Genomic DNA, 17,118 nt, shown 5'->3' with positions numbered 1-17,118 from the left:
TCCCGGCACTTGCGGATGAGGATGGGGAGCTTGCCGGCGGCGTTCGCGCCGGCAGGAAGGATCAGGCGCCGAAGCAGGCGCGCCACAGGCGCACGACCACTTCGGCCTGGGAGGCTACCAGGGCCGGGTCGACGCGGGCATTTTCCTGGCCCTGCAGGCGGACCTGGTGCTGCAGCTTGCGCATGAGGCGGTAGGCGTCGGCTGCGCCTGCCGCCAGCGCGGGGTCGATCAGGCCGAGTTCGCCGCACATGCGCAGCAGGGCGATATTGCCCTTGTTGGCGGTGAGCTGCGGATGGGCGAAGGCATGCCGCAGGACCAGGTACTGGACGATGAATTCGATGTCGATCATGCCGCCATCGTCGTGCTTCAGGTCGAAACGGTCGCTAGAACTGGGGTGGGCGTCGTGCATGCGCCGGCGCATCCTGACGACTTCGTCGCGCAGTTCGGCCTCGCGCAGGCTGCGGTCCTGGCGCAGCACCTCTTCGCGGATGGCTTCGAAGCGCTCGCCGATGCCGGCATCGCCGGCGCAGAAGCGGGCCCGCGTGAGGGCCTGGTGCTCCCAGATCCAGGCCGAGCTGCGCTGGTAGCGCTCGAAGGCGGACACCGACGACACCAGCATGCCGCTGGCGCCGTCCGGGCGCAGGGCGGTGTCGATGTCGAACAGGATGCCGGCCGGGGTATGCGTCGTCATCCAGGTAATGAAGCGCTGGGCCAGCTTGGCGTAATTGCCCGGCGCATCCTGGTCGTCGTCATCGAACAGGAAAATCACGTCCAGGTCGGACACATAGCCCAGTTCCTTGCCGCCCAGCTTGCCATAGGCGATCACGGCGAAGCGCGGCACCTCCCGGTGGCGCCTGGGGATGGTGAGCCAGGCGCGTTTGACGACTTCGAGCACGATCAGGTCGGCCAGGGCCGACAGGTGGTCGGCCAGGCGCTCGACCGACAATTCTCCGGCCAGGTCCAGCGCCAGCAGGCGGAACAGCTGGGCGTGGTGGGCTTCGCGCAGGATGTCGAGCTGGCGCTCGGTGTCCCCCGGAGCGGCGTCGAGCTGGCCTGCCAGGCTGGCGGCGAAGGCCGGGAGCTCGTCGGCCCAGTCCGCGGCGCTGTTGCCGCGGTCGTCCAGCAGCTCGTCGAGCAGGATCGGGTGCTGGGTGAGGAAGGTCGCGGCCCAGCCGCTGGCGTTGATCATGCGGATCACGCGCTCCAGCGTGTGCGGATACTCCGTCAGCAGCGACAGGTAGGCCGAGCGGCGCGCGATCGCCTCGAAAAAGTCGAGCAGGCGCCCGAGGGTGGCGGCATGGCTGCCCAGGCCGGCTTCGCGCACCGCGGCGGCGATTCCAGCCAGGGCCGTGTTGACCAGCGCCGCCAGCCGGTTGCGGCTGGCCTCCGGCAGGGTCTGCAGGCGCGGCGCGTGCCAGGTCGCGAGCAGGCGCGCGCTAGCGCCCTGCGGATCGTCGAAGCCGAGGGCGGCCAACTGCTGGGCGATCGCATCGCCGTTCTCCGGGTCGCCCATGGATGCGTCCACGGAAATGGCCTGGTCGGACGGCTCGGCGCCCTTGTCCGCCGATTTTTCGGCAAAGATGGCGTCGAACTGCGCCGCCACGAAGGCGCGCTGTTCGTCGAGCCGCGCCAGCAGCGCGGCCTCGTCGGGCAGGCCCATCATGCGCGCCACCGCCAGCCGGTCGTCCGGCGAGGCGGGCAGGGTATGGGTCTGGGCATCCTCCAGGTATTGCAGCCGGTGTTCCAGGTTGCGCAGGAAGGTGTAGGCGTCCAGCAGCCGCTCGACCGCGTCGGCGGGCAGCAGCTCGCGCTCGGCCAGCAGGCGCAGGGTCTTCCGGGTCGAGCGTTCGCGCAGCGCCGGGTCGCGTCCGCCGCGGATCAGCTGGAACACCTGGGCCAGGAACTCGATCTCGCGGATCCCGCCGCGTCCCAGCTTGACGTTATGGCTGCGCTCCGGGTGCAGGCGCTCCTGGCGGTTGACCTCGGCGCGGATCTGGGCGTGCATGGTGCGGATCGCGTCGATCACGCCGAAGTCGAGGTAGCGCCGGAACACGAAGGGGCGCACGATGGCGTCCAGCGCGGCGATATCGAGCGGGTCGCCGGTCACGGCGCGGGCCTTGACCCAGGCATAGCGTTCCCACTCGCGGCCCTGGACGATCAGGTAGTCCTCGACCATGTTGAGGCTGGCCGCCAGCGGCCCCGACTTGCCGTTCGGGCGCAGCGCCATGTCGACCCGGAAGGTGAAGCCGTCTTCCGTGATCTCCGAGATCGCGGCGATCAGCTTCCTGCCGAGGCGGACGAAGAATTCATGGTTCGACAGCGGGCGCTGGCCGGGCCCGGCTTGGGTGTCGCCGTCTTCCGGGTACACGAAGATCAGGTCGATGTCGGACGAGACGTTCAGCTCGCCGCCGCCGTGCTTGCCCATCGCCAGCACCATCATCTGCTGCGGGCGGCCGGAATCGGCGCCGACCGGCACGCCGTGGGCGGCCGTCATTTCGGCCATCAGTTCGGCAAGGTGGGACTGCACGGCGAAGTCGGCGAAACGGCTCATCGCGGTGACGACTTCGTCGAGGTCGGCGCGGCCGTCGAGGTCGCGTTCGATAATGGCGCAGATCAAAAGATTGCGCAGCCGGCGCATGGCGCGTCCCAGCGGCAGCCTGGCGCCATTCGGGCCATGGCTTGCCTCAGCCTCCAGTGCGGCGCCGAAATCGAGGGAGGACAACGATAATGTGGACAGGGCGGCAAGCCGTCCGGCGCGGGCCGGATCGGCGCCGAGCCAGCGTTGGTAAAAGCGTGATGCGCTTGCAGGGGAATTCATAGGGCAAATCCAGACGAGTTTGTACGTTCCGGGAGGCGTGCTATGGGGTAAAATTGCCCGCCATGCTGCCCTGGGTCAGCATGATGGTAAGGTAGACGCCGCGATCGTTGCAAGCGCTTCACTTATTGACAAAAAAATCATTGACGAACAATTTTCGGCGAGCCTTCACTTATTAGCATCCTGATGCACAACCCGGAACAGCAGGCCGAACGAGGAGACGAAGACGCGCAGGCGACGCCGGCCGCGGACGCGCACGCGCACGCGTCCGCCGCCCATGAGCACCTGGCGCTGGCCGAGCGCTGGCGCCGGCTGCGTACGGCCTACCGCTATGCCAACCTGGCGTCGCACCATGTGCTCGGCTTTACGGTAAAAGCCGTCCTGCTCGTCTATTTCACCTTCATGCTGCTGTTCCTGGCGCTGCGCTGGGCGGTCCTGCCGAACATCGACCTGTACAAGCCCGACATCGAACGGGCCGCCAGCCGCGCGCTCGGCAACCAGGTCACGATCGCGCGCGTGTACGCCTCCTGGCGCGGCCTGCATCCGAACCTGTTCCTCGGCGACGTCCTCCTGCGCGACCGCGCGGGCCGCCAGGTGCTGGCCCTGCCGTCGGTCTCGGCGACCCTGTCCTGGTGGTCCGTGATCGCCGCCGAGCCGCGTTTCGACAGCCTCGAAATCAACCGTCCGGAACTCGACGTGCGCCGCACGCCGGACGGCGTGTTCTGGGTGGCCGGGGTGCGCATCGATCCGAACCGCAAGGAAGAGGGCAACGGCGGCGGCGCCGACTGGCTGCTGCGCCAGCGCGAGATCGTGATCCGCGAAGGCCGGCTGTCCTGGACCGACCAGCTGCGCGGCGCGCCGGTGCTGGAACTGTCGAACGTCACGATGGCGCTCGAGAACCGCTGGACCTCGCACCGCTTCGCCCTCAAGGCCAGCCCGCCGGCCGGCGTCTCGGCCCCGCTCGACGTCCGCGCCCGCTTCAGCCACCCGGCCTTCGGCGCCAGGGCCTCGGACCCGAGCCGCTGGAAAGGCGAGCTGTATGCCGACCTGCGGAATACCGACCTGGCCAGCTGGAAGCAGTACATCACCTATCCGTTCAACGTCGAGGCCGGCCGCGGCTCCGTGCGCGCCTGGATCAACTTCGACCAGGCCCGCCTGGCCGGCTTCACCGCCGACCTCGGCCTTGCCGGGGTCAGCGCCCGCCTGGCGCCGGACGCGCCGCCGCTGGCCCTGGCGCGCGTGTCCGGGCGACTGTCGGCGCGCGAAGAACTCAAGCCCGGGGCCGAGGACGGCAAGCCGACTTTCGGCGCGCTCGGCCACAGCATCGGCATCGAAAACTTTTCGGTCGTGACCCGCGACGGCGTGGTGCTGCCGCCCGCCACGCTGAGCGAAACCTGGCGCCCGGCCACGGCCGGCAAGCCGGAGCGCTTCAAGGTGCGCGCCGAGCAGGTCGACCTGGGCGCCCTGGCCACGCTGGCGGCCCAGATGCCGCTGGCGCCGGCGCACCGCGAACTGCTGGCCGGGCTGGCGCCGCGCGGCCGCCTGCTCGACGTCGACGCCGAATGGGAAGGGAGCTTCCCCAGGCCCGCCGCCTGGCGCCTGCGCGGCCAGGTCGAGGGTTTCGGCATCGATCCGCTGGCGGCCCAGGCGGGACGGGCGGCGACGCCGGGCGTGCGCAACCTGAGCGGCAGCATCGACGCCAGCGACCGCGGCGGCAGCCTGAACATCGCCTCGGAGCGCCTGGCGCTGGCGCTGCCGGCCTGGTTCGCCCAAGCCGACATGCCGTTCGACCAGCTGGGCCTGCGCGCGCGCTGGTCGTATCCGCAGGCCGACCAGCTGCTGGTCGAGGTCGACGGCCTCGACTTCACCCAGGGCAGCCTGAAAGGCACGCTGTCGGGCCGGCACCTGCTGCCGCTGAACGAGGATAAAAGCGGGGTGAAGGGGCCGGGCAACGCCGACTTCAGCGGCACCGTCGACGGCTTCGATATCGCCACCATCGGGCGCTGGCTGCCGCTGGTCACCCATGACGGCCTGCGCGAGTGGCTGACCGGGGCCCTGCAGGGCGGCATGCTGCGCGACGCCAGGGTGCGCCTGCGCGGCGAGCTGGCCCATTTCCCCTTCCACGCCGGGAATGCGGCGGAGCGCGCGCGCGGCGAATTCCGCGTCAGCGGGCGCATCGACAACGGCAAGCTCGACTATGCGCCCGCGCACCGCGCGCCCGACGGCAAGTCGCCGCTGTGGCCGCTGGCCGAGAACATCAACGGCACCATCCTGTTCGACCGCGCGCGCATGGAAATCCATGCCGACAGCGCCCGCACCCTCGGCCTGAGCCTGAACAACGTCACCGCCGTGATCCCGGAACTGGGCGCCCACGAATCGATGCTCGACATCGACGGCGCCGCCGCCGGCCAGTTGCAGGAATTCCTGCGCTACGTGGCGACCAGCCCGGTGCTGGAATGGATCGGCCACTTCACGGAAGAGACGAAAGCCACCGGCAATGCGCGCCTGGGGCTCAAGCTGCACCTGCCGCTGGCCGACCTGCACGCCACCCGCGTCCAGGGCGCGCTCCAGCTGCAGAACAACGACGTGACGCTGTTCCCCGAACTGCCGCCGATCCAGGCCGCGCTCGGCAAGGTCGAGTTTTCCGAACGCGGCGTGAACCTGAACGGCATCGGCGCCAGCTTCCTGGGCGGGCCGCTGCAGCTGTCGGGCGGCACCCAGCGCGACGGCGCCATCGTGATCCGCATGGCCGGCACCGCCACCGCCGACGGCATGCGCGCCACCGGCTCGCTGCCGGCGCTGCAGCGCCTGGCGGGCAAGCTGAGCGGCGGTGCGCGCTTCGGCGGTTCGGTGACGGTGAAGGACCGCCAGACCCAGATCGTGCTCGATTCGAACCTGGCCGGCCTCGGCGTCGAGCTGCCGGCGCCGCTGAACAAGCCCGCCGCCGAGGTGCTGCCGCTGCACTTCACCCTGACCGGCCAGCCGACCGCGGAGAATGGCGTGGCCCGCGACGAGATCCGCGTCGGCCTCGGCACCACCATGGCCGCGCGCTACGTGCGCGAACGCCAGCCGCACGGCCCCTGGATCGTCAAGCGCGGCGGCATCGGCGTGAACGTGCCGGCGCCGGAGCCGGACAGCGGCATGATGATCAACGTGGACATGAAGTCGGTGAACGTCGACCGCTGGATCGCGGCGGCGGCGGCGATCGCCGGGCCGGCCGAAGCCCAGGCGCCGTCCTCGGCCGAGGCGGGGCAGGGCGGCGGCATGGCCCAGTACGTGATGCCGGACCTGATCGGCGCGCGCACCGGCGAGCTGGTGATCGGCGAGCGTTCGCTGCACGACGTGGTGGTGGGCGTATCGCACCAGCCGGGCGTGTGGCAGGCCAGCGTCGATTCGCGCCAGATCACCGGCTGGGTGACCTGGAACGAGGCGCAGAATGGACAGGGCATGGGCAAGGTGACGGCGCGCCTGGCGTCGCTGGACATCCCGGAATCCTCGGCCAACGAAGTCAAGGACCTGCTGGAATCGAACAAGGCCGGCAGCGCCGGCATCCCCGGCCTGGACATCGTGGCCGAGCGCTTCGAGCTGTTCGACAAGCAGTTCGGGCGCCTGGAACTGGTGGCCAGCAATGCCCAGGCCCTGGCCGGGCGCGAATGGCGCATCGACCGCATCGCCATCACCAATCCGGACGGCCAGCTGAAGGCCAACGGGCGCTGGCTCACGCGCGACGGCAAGAGCAACACCGCCCTGAACTTCAACCTCGACATCAGCGACGCCGGCCGCCTGCTGGACCGCCTCGGCTTCCCGGGCACCCTGCGCCGCGGCAAGGGCTCGCTGTCGGGCGACATCTCCTGGGCCGGCCTGCCGTATTCGCTCGACATCCCGAGCCTGTCCGGCCAGGTGCAGATGAACGTCGAGGATGGCCAGTTCCTCAAGAAGGATCCGGGCGCGGCCAAGCTGCTCGGCGTGCTGAGCCTGCAGATGCTGCCGCGCATGCTCAAGCTCGACTTCCACGACGTGTTCTCGGAAGGCCTGGCCTTCGACGGCATCACCGCCAACGCCATGATCTCGCGCGGGGTGGTGCACACGGATAACCTTAAAATGCACGGGGTGGCGGCCACGGTGCTGATGGACGGCACCGCCGACATCGCCAACGAAACCACCAACCTGCACGTGGTGGTGATCCCCGAATTCAACCTGGGCACGGGGCCGCTGGTGTATGCGCTGGCGGTCAACCCGGTGATCGGCATCGGCAGCTTCCTGGCCCAGCTCTTCCTGCGGGCGCCGGTCATGAAAGCGCTGACCTACCACATGCAGGTGACCGGTCCGTGGAAGTCGCCGAACGTGACCAAGCTCGACAACCAGGCGGCGAACGCGGCGGCGGCCAACGCGGCCGCGCAGACAGCGAAAAAGAAAGGCCAATGATGAGCAAGACGACGGTTGCAGCAGTGCAGATGGTGTCCTCGCCGAACGTCGGGGAAAACCTGGAAACCGCGCGCCGCCTGCTGGCGGAAGCCGCCGCCAGGGGCGCGAAGCTGGTCACCCTGCCGGAATACTGGCCGATCATGGGCATGTCCGACACGGATAAAGTCGGCCATGCCGAACAGCCGGGCCACGGCCCGATCCAGGAATTCATGGCGGCGCAGGCGCGCGAGCACGGCTTCTGGCTGATCGGCGGCACCCTGCCGCTCATCTCCTTTGATGCCGGCCGGGTGCTGAACACCACCCTGGTCTACGATCCGGAAGGCAAGCCGGTCAGCCGCTACGACAAGATCCACCTGTTCGGTTTCACACGTGGCGAGGAAAGCTACGACGAGGCGCGCACCATCGTGCCCGGCGAGGCCGTCGGCAGCTTCGACGCGCCGTTCGGCAAGGTCGGCCTGTCGGTATGCTACGACCTGCGCTTCCCGGAACTGTACCGGGCGATGGGCGAGGTCGCGCTGATCGTGGTGCCGGCCGCCTTCACCCACACGACCGGCATGGCGCACTGGGAAGTGCTGCTGCGCGCGCGCGCGATCGAGAACCAGTGCTATGTGCTGGCCTCGGCCCAGGGCGGCACCCACCGCAACGGCCGCCGCACGTTCGGCCACAGCATGCTCATCAGTCCGTGGGGCGAGGTGAGCAGCCAGCTGGCCGAGGGCGAGGGCGTGGTCAGCGGCGAGATCGACACGGATTTCCTGGCCGAGGTGCGCCAGAGCCTGCCCGCATTAAAACATCGCAAGCTTTAACCGTAGGGTGGGCACCACGTGCCCACCCTACAAAATCGGATATGGCACAATGGCCTATCCTTACCAGAAAGACCTGACACATGAAGCCATTCGAACCGAATCTTTCCTCCCTCGCCGTCGCGCGCGACGTGCTGTTGACGCCGTTCGGGCTCGACGAAGGCAAGCTCATCACGACGCTCGGAACGATGTTCACGCACAAGGTCGACTACGCCGACCTGTATTTCCAGTTCACCAAGAGTGAAGGCTGGAGCCTGGAAGAAGGCATCGTCAAGAGCGGCAGCTTCTCGATCGACCAGGGCGTCGGCGTGCGCGCCGTGTCCGGCGACAAGACCGCCTTTTCCTATTCCGACGAGATCTCGCAGGCCGCGCTGCTCGACGCCGCCGCGGCCACCCGCACCATCGCGCGCGCCGGCGCCGGCCGCATCAAGGTCGCCTCCAGCATCCAGCCGAGCGGCGGCCGTTCGCTGTACCTGCCGCACGACCCGCTGAATTCGCTCGACGCCACCGCCAAGGTCAAGCTGCTCGAACGCGTCGAAAAGATCGCGCGCGCCAAGGACCCGCGGGTGGTGCAGGTGATGGCCGGCCTGGCCGGCGAATACGACGTGGTGCTGGTGGTGCGCAGCGACGGCGTGCTGGCGGCCGACATCCGCCCGCTGGTGCGCGTGTCCGTCACCGTCATCGCCGAGCAGAACGGACGGCGCGAGATGGGCTCGTCCGGCGGCGGCGGCCGCTACGATTACAACTACTTCAGCGACGAGCTGCTCGACCAGTACGCCAGCGAAGCGGTGCAGGCGGCCCTGGTCAACCTGGAAGCGCGTCCGGCCCCGGCCGGCCCGATGACCGTCGTGCTCGGCCCGGGCTGGCCCGGCGTGCTGCTGCACGAGGCGGTCGGCCACGGCCTGGAAGGCGACTTCAACCGCAAGGGTTCGTCTTCGTATTCCGGCATGATCGGCCAGCGCGTCGCCGCCAAGGGCGTGACCGTGGTCGACGACGGCACCCTGAAGGACCGCCGCGGCTCGCTCAACATGGACGACGAAGGCAACCCGACCCAGTGCACCACGCTGATCGAGGACGGCATCCTGAAGGGCTATATCCAGGACACGATGAACGCGCGCCTGATGAAGATGCCGGTGACCGGCAACGCGCGCCGCGAATCCTTCGCCCACCTGCCGATGCCGCGCATGACCAACACCTACATGCTGGCCGGCGACAAGGATCCGCAGGAGATCCTGGCTTCGGTGAAGAACGGCCTGTACGCGGTCAACTTCGGCGGCGGCCAGGTCGACATCACCAACGGCAAGTTCGTGTTCTCGGCCAGCGAGGCCTACATGATCGAAGACGGCAAGGTGACCTATCCGGTGAAGGGCGCGACCCTGATCGGCAACGGCCCGGACGTGATGAACCGCATCTCCATGATCGGCAACGACATGCGCCTGGATTCCGGCGTCGGCGTGTGCGGCAAGGAAGGCCAGAGCGTGCCGGTGGGCGTGGGCCAGCCGACTTTGCGCATCGATGGGGTGACGGTGGGTGGTACGGCTTAAGCCAGGTGGTTTTCGCGTAGCTGAAGTACCGAAGTTCGCAGCTTTTATACGTCGTCCCCGCCTTCGCGGGGACGACGTACTTAGGGCGCGGGGACGACGTTTTACGGCCGGCGTTTTTTAGAACGTGTACCGCGCCCCCAGCTGGTAAAACCGCCCACGCGCCCCTTCATAATCCAGCGGATTGTAGGCCTGCGCCCCATAGGTCAGCGGATCCAGCGGCGCCACCTTGTCGAACACGTTCTGGACCGAGCCGAAGAATTCCCAGCGCGGCAGCGGCTTCCAGCGCGCCACCAGGTCGAGCGTGGTGAACGAGGCCAGTTCGCAGCCGCCCGGCGCATCGGCGCCGTTGGCCAGGTGGCTGGCGCAGCCGTCGGGATCGTTCTTGAACAAGGTGTTGTCGATCTTGCCGCGGTAGTTCACGTTGGCGGAGATGCGCCAGTCGCTGCGTTCCCAGCCGAAGCGCAGGTTGGCGCGGTTGTCCGGCGTGCCGGTGCAGTTGGTGACGTCGCAGTTGCCGTGGGTGCCGGCGAAGTCGCGCGAACTGCCGTCCCGCTCGGTGCGGGTCCATTCGAACAGGTGGGTGTACTTGACGTCGAAGGTCGCCATGCCCCAGTCGTCCGGCAGGCGGTGGGCGTAGCGGGCATCGATGTCGAGTCCGCGCACCTTGGTCTGGGCCGAGTTGACGTAGCGCGTCAGCACCGCCGTGATGGCGCCGGGGTCGCCGGGGATGTTGCTGACGCTGGTCGGGTCGCGCACCACGCTGCCGGCGGCGATGGCGGCGTCCACCTGTTCCTGGTTGATCTCGTTCTTGCGCTTGATCGTCCAGTAGTCGACCGAGATGCTGGTGCGCGGCAGCGGATCCCAGATCATGCCCAGGTTGTAGCTGCGCGAGCGCTCCGGCGACAGGGACGGATTGGGCGAGGTGATCAGGGCGATGGCCGCCGGATTGCAGACGCTGGTCACGCCCAGCGCGCAGCGCAGCGGGTCGGACGCGGTCGAGAACGCGGCCAGGCCGCCGACCCCGTTCTCGGCCGCGCTGGGGGCGCGGAAGCCGCGCGCGAAGGTGCCGCGCAGGGCGAACTCGCGCACCGGCGTCCACTTCAGGCCGGCCTTCGGCGTGTACGAGTTGCCGACGTCGGTGAAGTGGTCCCAGCGCAGCGCCGCCGAGGCCTCGAGGTTGAAGGGCAGGGGCGCCAGCGCCTCGCCATACAGCGCGAACACGTTGCGCTGGCCCGCATACGCCGAGTAGCCCAGGCCGATGATGTTGCCGCGCTCGGTACCGGTGGTCGGCCGCAGTTCGGTCTTCTCGTGGCGCCATTCGCCGCCGACGGCCAGGCCCAGGTTGCCGGCCAGCCAGGGCATGCCGCCGAATTCGCGCGTGGCCTTGAAATCGATCTGGCCGACCTTGCTGTTGGCGCTGTTGCCGATGGACGGCGACAGGGCCGCGTACAGTTCCGGCGGGTTCAGTCCGGCGTTTTCGGCGATGCGCCACACGGTGCCCGGCGGCAGGGCCGCGTAGGCCGGGCTGTTGGCGAGCGCGGCGGCGACGTTGGCAGGGCTCGGATCGAGCAGCGCGAAGGCGACGTCGCGCTGCAGGAAGCCGGTCTGGTTGTTGTTCACGTGGTTGTGCGAGAACAGCAGGGCGCTGTCCCAGTCCCAGCCGAAGTTGCTGCCCTTGGCGCCGCCGATCCAGCGGATGAAATTCGATTCGATGCCGGACTGGCGCGGGCCGACGTCGGCGGCCAGGTAGCGCAGGCGCGCGGCGGCGCCGAAGTAGGGGTTGTCCGGATGGGTCGGGCCGAACTGGACGATCGCGTTGTTGACCGGCCCGCCCGGGAAGCCGACCGAGCCGCTGATTCCCGATGGCGTGGTCGAGGTGTCGCTCTGGCTGGTGTACCAGTTCAGTTCGCTGTAGACCTGGATGTCGGGTGTCAGCTGCCAGGTGCCGCGCGTGAAGAAGCTGATGTTTTCCTGCTTCGGCTCGACCTGGTTGTATTCGAGGGGCGCATCGATCAGGCAGCCGCCGCCGGGATCGCCCTGCGGGTGGGTGGTGAAGTTGCCGCAGGCTGCGCCGGGGAAGGTGCGGGTGAAGCCGGCCCCGGCCAGGTTGCCGCGGTTGGTGTAGTTGGCCGGGTCGGCCGGGTTGCGCACGTTGCCATTGATGGCATTGCCGGCCGCGCCGCTGTTCGGGATGATCGCGCCGGTGCCGCCCAGTCCCTCGTTGGCCGAATACCCCCAGCGCCGCAGGTCGATGCGGCCGATGTAGTCGCGGTCGCGGCGGTCGCGGTACCAGATCTCGTCGAACTTCTTGTACTCGAGGCTGAACAGGAAGTTGTAGCGGTCGGTGTCGAGGCTGCCGATGCCCTGGGTGTAGGCGATGTTGGTGCGCTTGCCGTCCCAGTCCTGGGTGGCGCCGCGCGAGAAGCGCACCGTGCGGCCCTGGAAGTCCTTGCGCAGGATGACGTTGACCACGCCGGCAATCGCGTCGGAACCGTAGATGGCCGAGGCGCCGTCCTTCAGCACCTCGATGCGGTCGACGGCATCGCTGGGAATCACGTTCAGGTCGGAGAACTGTTTCTGGCCGTCGTCGGCCAGGCCGTAGGGCGCCATGCGGCGGCCGTTCAGCAGTACGAGCGTCGAGGCCGCCCCCAGCCCGCGCAGCGAGATGCCGGAAGCGCCGGCGGCGAAGCCGTTGCCGAAGGTGGTCGGCACCGAGCCCTGGTTGTCGACCGCCAGGGTCTGCAGCAGCTCGGCCACGGTGTTCTTGCCGGACTTCTCGATGTCGGCGCGGTTCACGGTGATGACGGACGATGCGGTCTCGGCTTCGGAACGGCGGATGTTCGAGCCCGTGATTTCGACGCGCTGGATCGGCTTGGGTGCGGCTTCCTGCGCCAGTGCGGCCGGCGGCAGCGCGGCGGGCAGCGCCAGCAGCGCCAGGCCGGCGGCGCCGCCGCCCGCGAACAGGCGGCGGATCGATCGGGATATCGGGGTTTCGGTCATTTTCCAGACTCCATGTGGCATTGAGGGATTCCCTGCCCAGCTCGCACAAGGAGCAAGTCGGCCGGGGCTTGTCGCGACTTTTGCACTGGACTTCCCGGCGCAACTGACATCTCTCAACCGTGCACCGTTCACCCAGGCTGGGTGTCGGCTTCATGCAACCGATCGCCTGTCATGACGGCTGCACGCGACGGATAAAGAGCTTGCCAATGCAGATATATTGTTGTTATAGTCAATCGGACACCCCCCGGACGACCTATGCGCCACACTGCCTTCTTTACCTTTTATTTTTGGTTTAGCCATTCCAGCCCGACGGCGGTGGAGTAGCGGCAGGTTCACGCAACAGCAGAACGAAGTCCGACGCAAGATTCCAGAAAAACCGCCAGCGATGGCGGTTTTTTTTCATTGAAAGAACGGAGAACAGCAATGCCCCGCACCGACGATCTACGCATCCGCGAAATGAAGGAACTGACGCCGCCCGCCCACCTGATCCGCGAGTTTCCGGTCACGCCGGCGGCCGAACAGACCGCGGCCTCGGCGCGCGTGGCCCTGCACCGCATCCTGCACGGCCAGGACGACCGCCTGATGGTGGTGATCGGCCCGTGCTCGATCCACGATCCGAAGGCGGCGCTGGAGTACGCGCGCCGCCTGGCCGAACAGCGCGAGCGTTTCAAGGGCGAGCTGGAAATCGTGATGCGCGTGTACTTCGAAAAGCCGCGTACCACGGTAGGCTGGAAGGGCCTGATCAACGACCCGTACATGGACAACAGCTTCCGCATCAACGACGGCCTGCGCATGGCGCGCGAGCTGCTGCGCGACATTAATGAGCTGGGCCTGCCGGCCGGCACCGAGTTCCTCGACGTGATCAGCCCGCAGTACATCGCCGACCTGGTCAGCTGGGGCGCGATCGGCGCCCGCACCACCGAATCGCAGGTGCACCGCGAGCTGGCGTCGGGCCTGTCCTGCCCGGTCGGTTTCAAGAACGGGACCGACGGCAACATCAAGATCGCGGCCGACGCCATCAAGGCTTCCTCGCAGCCGCACCACTTCCTGTCCGTGACCAAGGGCGGGCACTCGGCGATCGTGTCGACCGCGGGCAACGAGGATTGCCACATCATCCTGCGTGGCGGCAAGGCCCCGAACTACGATGCCGCCAGCGTCGACGACGCCTGCCGCCAGCTGGCCGCGAACGGCCTGGCCAGCCGCCTGATGATCGACGCTTCGCACGCCAATTCCAGCAAGAATCCGCAGAACCAGGTGCCGGTGTGCGCCGACATCGCGGGCCAGGTGGCGCAGGGCGACACCCGCATCGTCGGCGTGATGATCGAATCCCACCTGGTGGGCGGGCGCCAGGACCTGGTGCCGGGCAAGGAGCTGGTCTACGGCCAGTCGGTCACCGACGGCTGCATCGACTGGGACACCAGCGTCGGGGTGCTGGAAGGGCTGGCGCAGGCGGTGCGCCAGCGCAGGCTGCGGCAGGAGTAAATCGGCCCCTGCGCGGGGCGAGGTCGTAAAAAAACGGCGAACCGGAGTTCGCCGTTCTGCTTTGTGCCGGCCGCGCGGAGCGGCCGGGAACACGCATTACATCGAGTAGCGCAGGCCGAGCTTGAAGTAGCGGCCGATGGCGCCGCTGGCGTCCATCGGGTTGTAGCTCAGGCCGCCGTAGGTCAGCGGATCGAGCGGCGCGATCTTGTCGAACAGGTTCGAGATCGAGCCGTAGACCTGCAGCTGCCTGGTCACGTTGTAGCGTGCCGACAGGTCGATCGTGGTGAACGAGGCCAGGCGGCAGTTGCCCGGGGCCGGCGAGCCGTTCGCGAAGGTGCTTGCACACTTGTCGCCGGCAAAGCCCACGTTCTGCATGTCGGCGCGGTAGTTGGCCGTCGCGGTCATGTTGAACTTCTGGCTGACGTCCCACGAAGCGGTTGCGCTAATCTTGTCCTTCGGCGTACCGGCGCAGTTCGAGGTGTCGCAGTTGCCGTGCGTGCCCGCGTACTGGTAGAGGGTGCCGCTCTTCTCGGCGCGTACCCACGAAGCGATGTGGGTCCAGGTCAGGCCCACCACTGCGCGGCCGTAGTCGCCCAGCTTGACGCGCTGCTTGATGTCCAGGTCCACACCCTTGACTTCGGTGTAGCTGGCGTTGCGGTACGGTGCGTTCGACAGCAGCAGGGTGCCGGAGTTCGGGATCACCACGCCGTTCACGACCAGGTTGTTATCGTTGCGGATCGCGGTCGGCAGGGCGGCGGCCTCGACGTAAGGCAGCGGGTTGATCTCGTTCTCGCGGCGGATCTTCCAGCCATCCAGCGAGAGGCTGGTGTTGGCCAGCGGATCCCAGACCATGCCCAGCGTGTAGCCCTTCGAGGTTTCCGGCTGCAGGTTCGGGTTGCCGACCTTGACTGCGCCGATCGAGATCGCGCAATCGGCCGCGGTGGCGCCGCCGGCCGCTGGCACGCCGCCCGGGCAGCGGATCGGATCGCGCACCGTGGAGTTGCCGGTGCTCTGCGACTGGGCGCTGGCTTCCGCCGGGCCCGGGGCGCGGAAGCCTTCCGAGTAGGTGCCGCGCAGGGCGAAGGTCTTCAGCGGGGTCCACTTGGCGCCGAACTTCGGCGTGGTCGAGGAGAAGTTCTTGTACTTGTCGTAGCGAACCGCTCCGGTCAGCTCGACGGTCGGGATGACCGGGGCCGCAACCTCGACGAAGACCGCCGAGACGTTGTTGTCACCCTTGGCTGCGACGTAGTTCGAGTTGATCGAACCGTCCTCGCTGCCCGACAGCGACGGGTTGTCCAGCTTCTCGCGGCGGTGTTCCGCGCCGAACGCCATGCCCAGGGCGCCGCCCGGCAGTTGCATCAGCTCGCGCGACGCCTTGAAGTCGACGATGTCGAGCTGGGTGGTCGAGTGCGAGGTCGCGTTGGTGACCATCGCCGCGTACAGCGAAGCCGGGTTCTTGCCGGCCTGGGTGCCGATGTAGTACGGGAAGTACTGGCTGGCCGGATTGCCCAGCGCAGCCTGCAGCACCTTCATGTTGAGCATGTTGTGGTAGTTCAGGTCCAGCTCGGACTTCGAATGCACCAGGGCGGTGTCGAAGTCCCAGCCGAACTGCTGGCCCTTGATGCCGACCACGAAACGGTTGAAGGAATTGCCGACGGCGCGGGTGACGGGGCCGACGTCGAACAGCGAGTAGCGCACGCGCACATCGGCGCCGTAGGGGTTTTGCGGATGCGCGGCCGACATCAGGATCGTGTTGCCGTAGTTGATCACGCCGGTCGGGTTGGCGGCATTCGGCGGGAAGGCCACGGTCGGGTTGGTCGACGACGGCGGCATGTCGAAGGCGGTTTTGCGGCTGGAGTAGCCGGCTTCCGCGTACAGCTGCAGGCCGCCGTCCAGGTTCTTGGTGCCGCGCGCGTACAGGTTGAAGCCGTCGATCTGCGGCTGCATCGAGCGGAACTGGTCCACGTACCACAGGCAGCCGCCGGCCGGGTCCTGCGCCGTCGTCACCGAGAACTGCGAGCAGCCCGGCAGCGAGACGTAGTTGCCGGTCTTCGGATCGCGCAGGGCGCCGGTCGGGGTTGCGCGCGACGCGCCAGGAGTGATGTAGCCTTCCGCGAACTGGGTGTTGGCGGCGTAGCCCCATGGACGGATGTCGCCGTGGCCGATCCATTCGCGGTCGGCGCGGGCCTTGTTCTGCAGCTTGTGGTTGGTGTACACCTCGACGTTGGTCATGACGTTGAAGCCGTCATTGTCGAGGTCGCCCTTGCCCCAGGTCATGGAAGCCTTGCCCATCTCGGCGTCGCGGTATTTCGATTCGCCGCCTTCCGCCTTCAGCACCATGCCGGTGAAATCCTTGCGCAGGATGATGTTGACCACGCCGGCGATCGCGTCCGCGCCATAGGTCGAGGAAGCGCCGTCCTTCAGGATCTCGATGCGCTCGACGGCTTCCATCGGCACGGTCGACAGGTCGGTGAAGCTCTTCTGGCCGTCGTCGGCGCGCGCGAACGGCGCCATGCGGCGGCCGTTCAGCAGCACCAGGGTCGAGGTCGCGCCCAGGCCGCGCAGCGAGATCGCGGTCGAACCGGCGGCGAAGCCGTTGCCGAAGCCGGTCGGCAGCGAACCGGCGCCGTCGGCGGTCAGAGTCTGCAGGTACTCGGCGACGGTGCCCTTGCCCGACTTGGCCAGGTCTTCGCGGCTGACCACTTGCACCGGCGAGGCGGTTTCGGCGGTGGCGCGCTTGATGCTCGAGCCCGTGATCTCCACGCGCTGCATCGGGGCGGAGGAAGTCTCCTGCGCCATGGCCGCGCCGCCGAACGCCACGTAGGCGACGGCGAACGACACGGCCTGGACGATTGCTTTTTTCTTATGCATTACAACTCCAAGAAATGATCTGAGGGTGACTATATGTATATGCGCTATTTTGTTGTCATCGCATACATATATGCCAGAAAATTGAATTGCTTGATCTAGCCATTCGTAATTTGGAAAAAATAGAGAATTTTTTTCCAAACTTGCCCATCAGACCACCAGTCTCTGCCGATAGTCAATATGC

The 17,118-nt window shown here is 67.7% G+C and carries 7 protein-coding genes; 4 read left to right on the top strand and 3 right to left on the bottom strand.

Annotated elements, in window-relative coordinates:
• Positions 1-61 precede the first annotated feature (61 nt).
• On the bottom strand, positions 62-2,818 hold the full coding sequence (gene glnE / locus AC3A6M_RS05960; RefSeq protein ID WP_487851812.1) for a bifunctional [glutamate--ammonia ligase]-adenylyl-L-tyrosine phosphorylase/[glutamate--ammonia-ligase] adenylyltransferase: 2,757 nt from the start codon (positions 2,816-2,818) through the stop codon (positions 62-64).
• Between the two features lie 183 nt (positions 2,819-3,001).
• Between glnE and AC3A6M_RS05955 the strand changes: the two genes are divergently transcribed.
• The 3 genes from AC3A6M_RS05955 to tldD all read left to right on the top strand — a co-directional run bounded on the left by AC3A6M_RS05955 (position 3,002) and on the right by tldD (position 9,584).
• Positions 3,002-7,240 (top strand): YhdP family protein, encoded by a 4,239-nt coding sequence (locus AC3A6M_RS05955; RefSeq protein WP_487851811.1) that lies wholly within the window; start codon positions 3,002-3,004, stop codon positions 7,238-7,240.
• The gene (locus tag AC3A6M_RS05950) at positions 7,237-8,043 is read left to right on the top strand and encodes a carbon-nitrogen hydrolase family protein (RefSeq protein ID WP_487851810.1); all 807 of its coding nucleotides are present in this window, start codon (positions 7,237-7,239) and stop codon (positions 8,041-8,043) included. Before AC3A6M_RS05955 ends, AC3A6M_RS05950 begins: the two co-directional genes overlap by 4 nt.
• Positions 8,044-8,123: 80 nt before the next feature.
• A complete protein-coding gene (tldD, locus tag AC3A6M_RS05945; RefSeq protein ID WP_487851809.1) occupies positions 8,124-9,584 on the top strand; it encodes a metalloprotease TldD in 1,461 nt (486 codons plus the stop codon).
• Positions 9,585-9,701: 117 nt separating this feature from the next.
• Here tldD and AC3A6M_RS05940 read toward each other — a convergent pair whose 3' ends face one another.
• Entirely contained in the window at positions 9,702-12,584 is a 2,883-nt protein-coding gene (locus tag AC3A6M_RS05940; RefSeq protein WP_487851808.1) for a TonB-dependent receptor, read from the bottom strand.
• Between the two features lie 423 nt (positions 12,585-13,007).
• Here AC3A6M_RS05940 and aroG point away from each other — a divergent pair, with 423 nt between their 5' ends.
• Positions 13,008-14,066 (top strand): 3-deoxy-7-phosphoheptulonate synthase AroG, encoded by a 1,059-nt coding sequence (aroG, locus tag AC3A6M_RS05935; protein WP_487851807.1) that lies wholly within the window; start codon positions 13,008-13,010, stop codon positions 14,064-14,066.
• A gap of 96 nt (positions 14,067-14,162) precedes the next feature.
• Here aroG and AC3A6M_RS05930 read toward each other — a convergent pair whose 3' ends face one another.
• Positions 14,163-16,937: a TonB-dependent receptor gene (locus tag AC3A6M_RS05930; protein WP_487851806.1), complete on the bottom strand. Its 2,775-nt coding sequence runs from the start codon at positions 16,935-16,937 to the stop codon at positions 14,163-14,165.
• Positions 16,938-17,118: the final 181 nt, after the last annotated feature.

Source organism: Telluria sp. Soil_C_11, assembly GCF_057657395.1.
The sequence above is the reverse complement of the archived record's forward strand: the minus strand, read 5'-3'. Positions and strand labels throughout refer to the sequence as shown.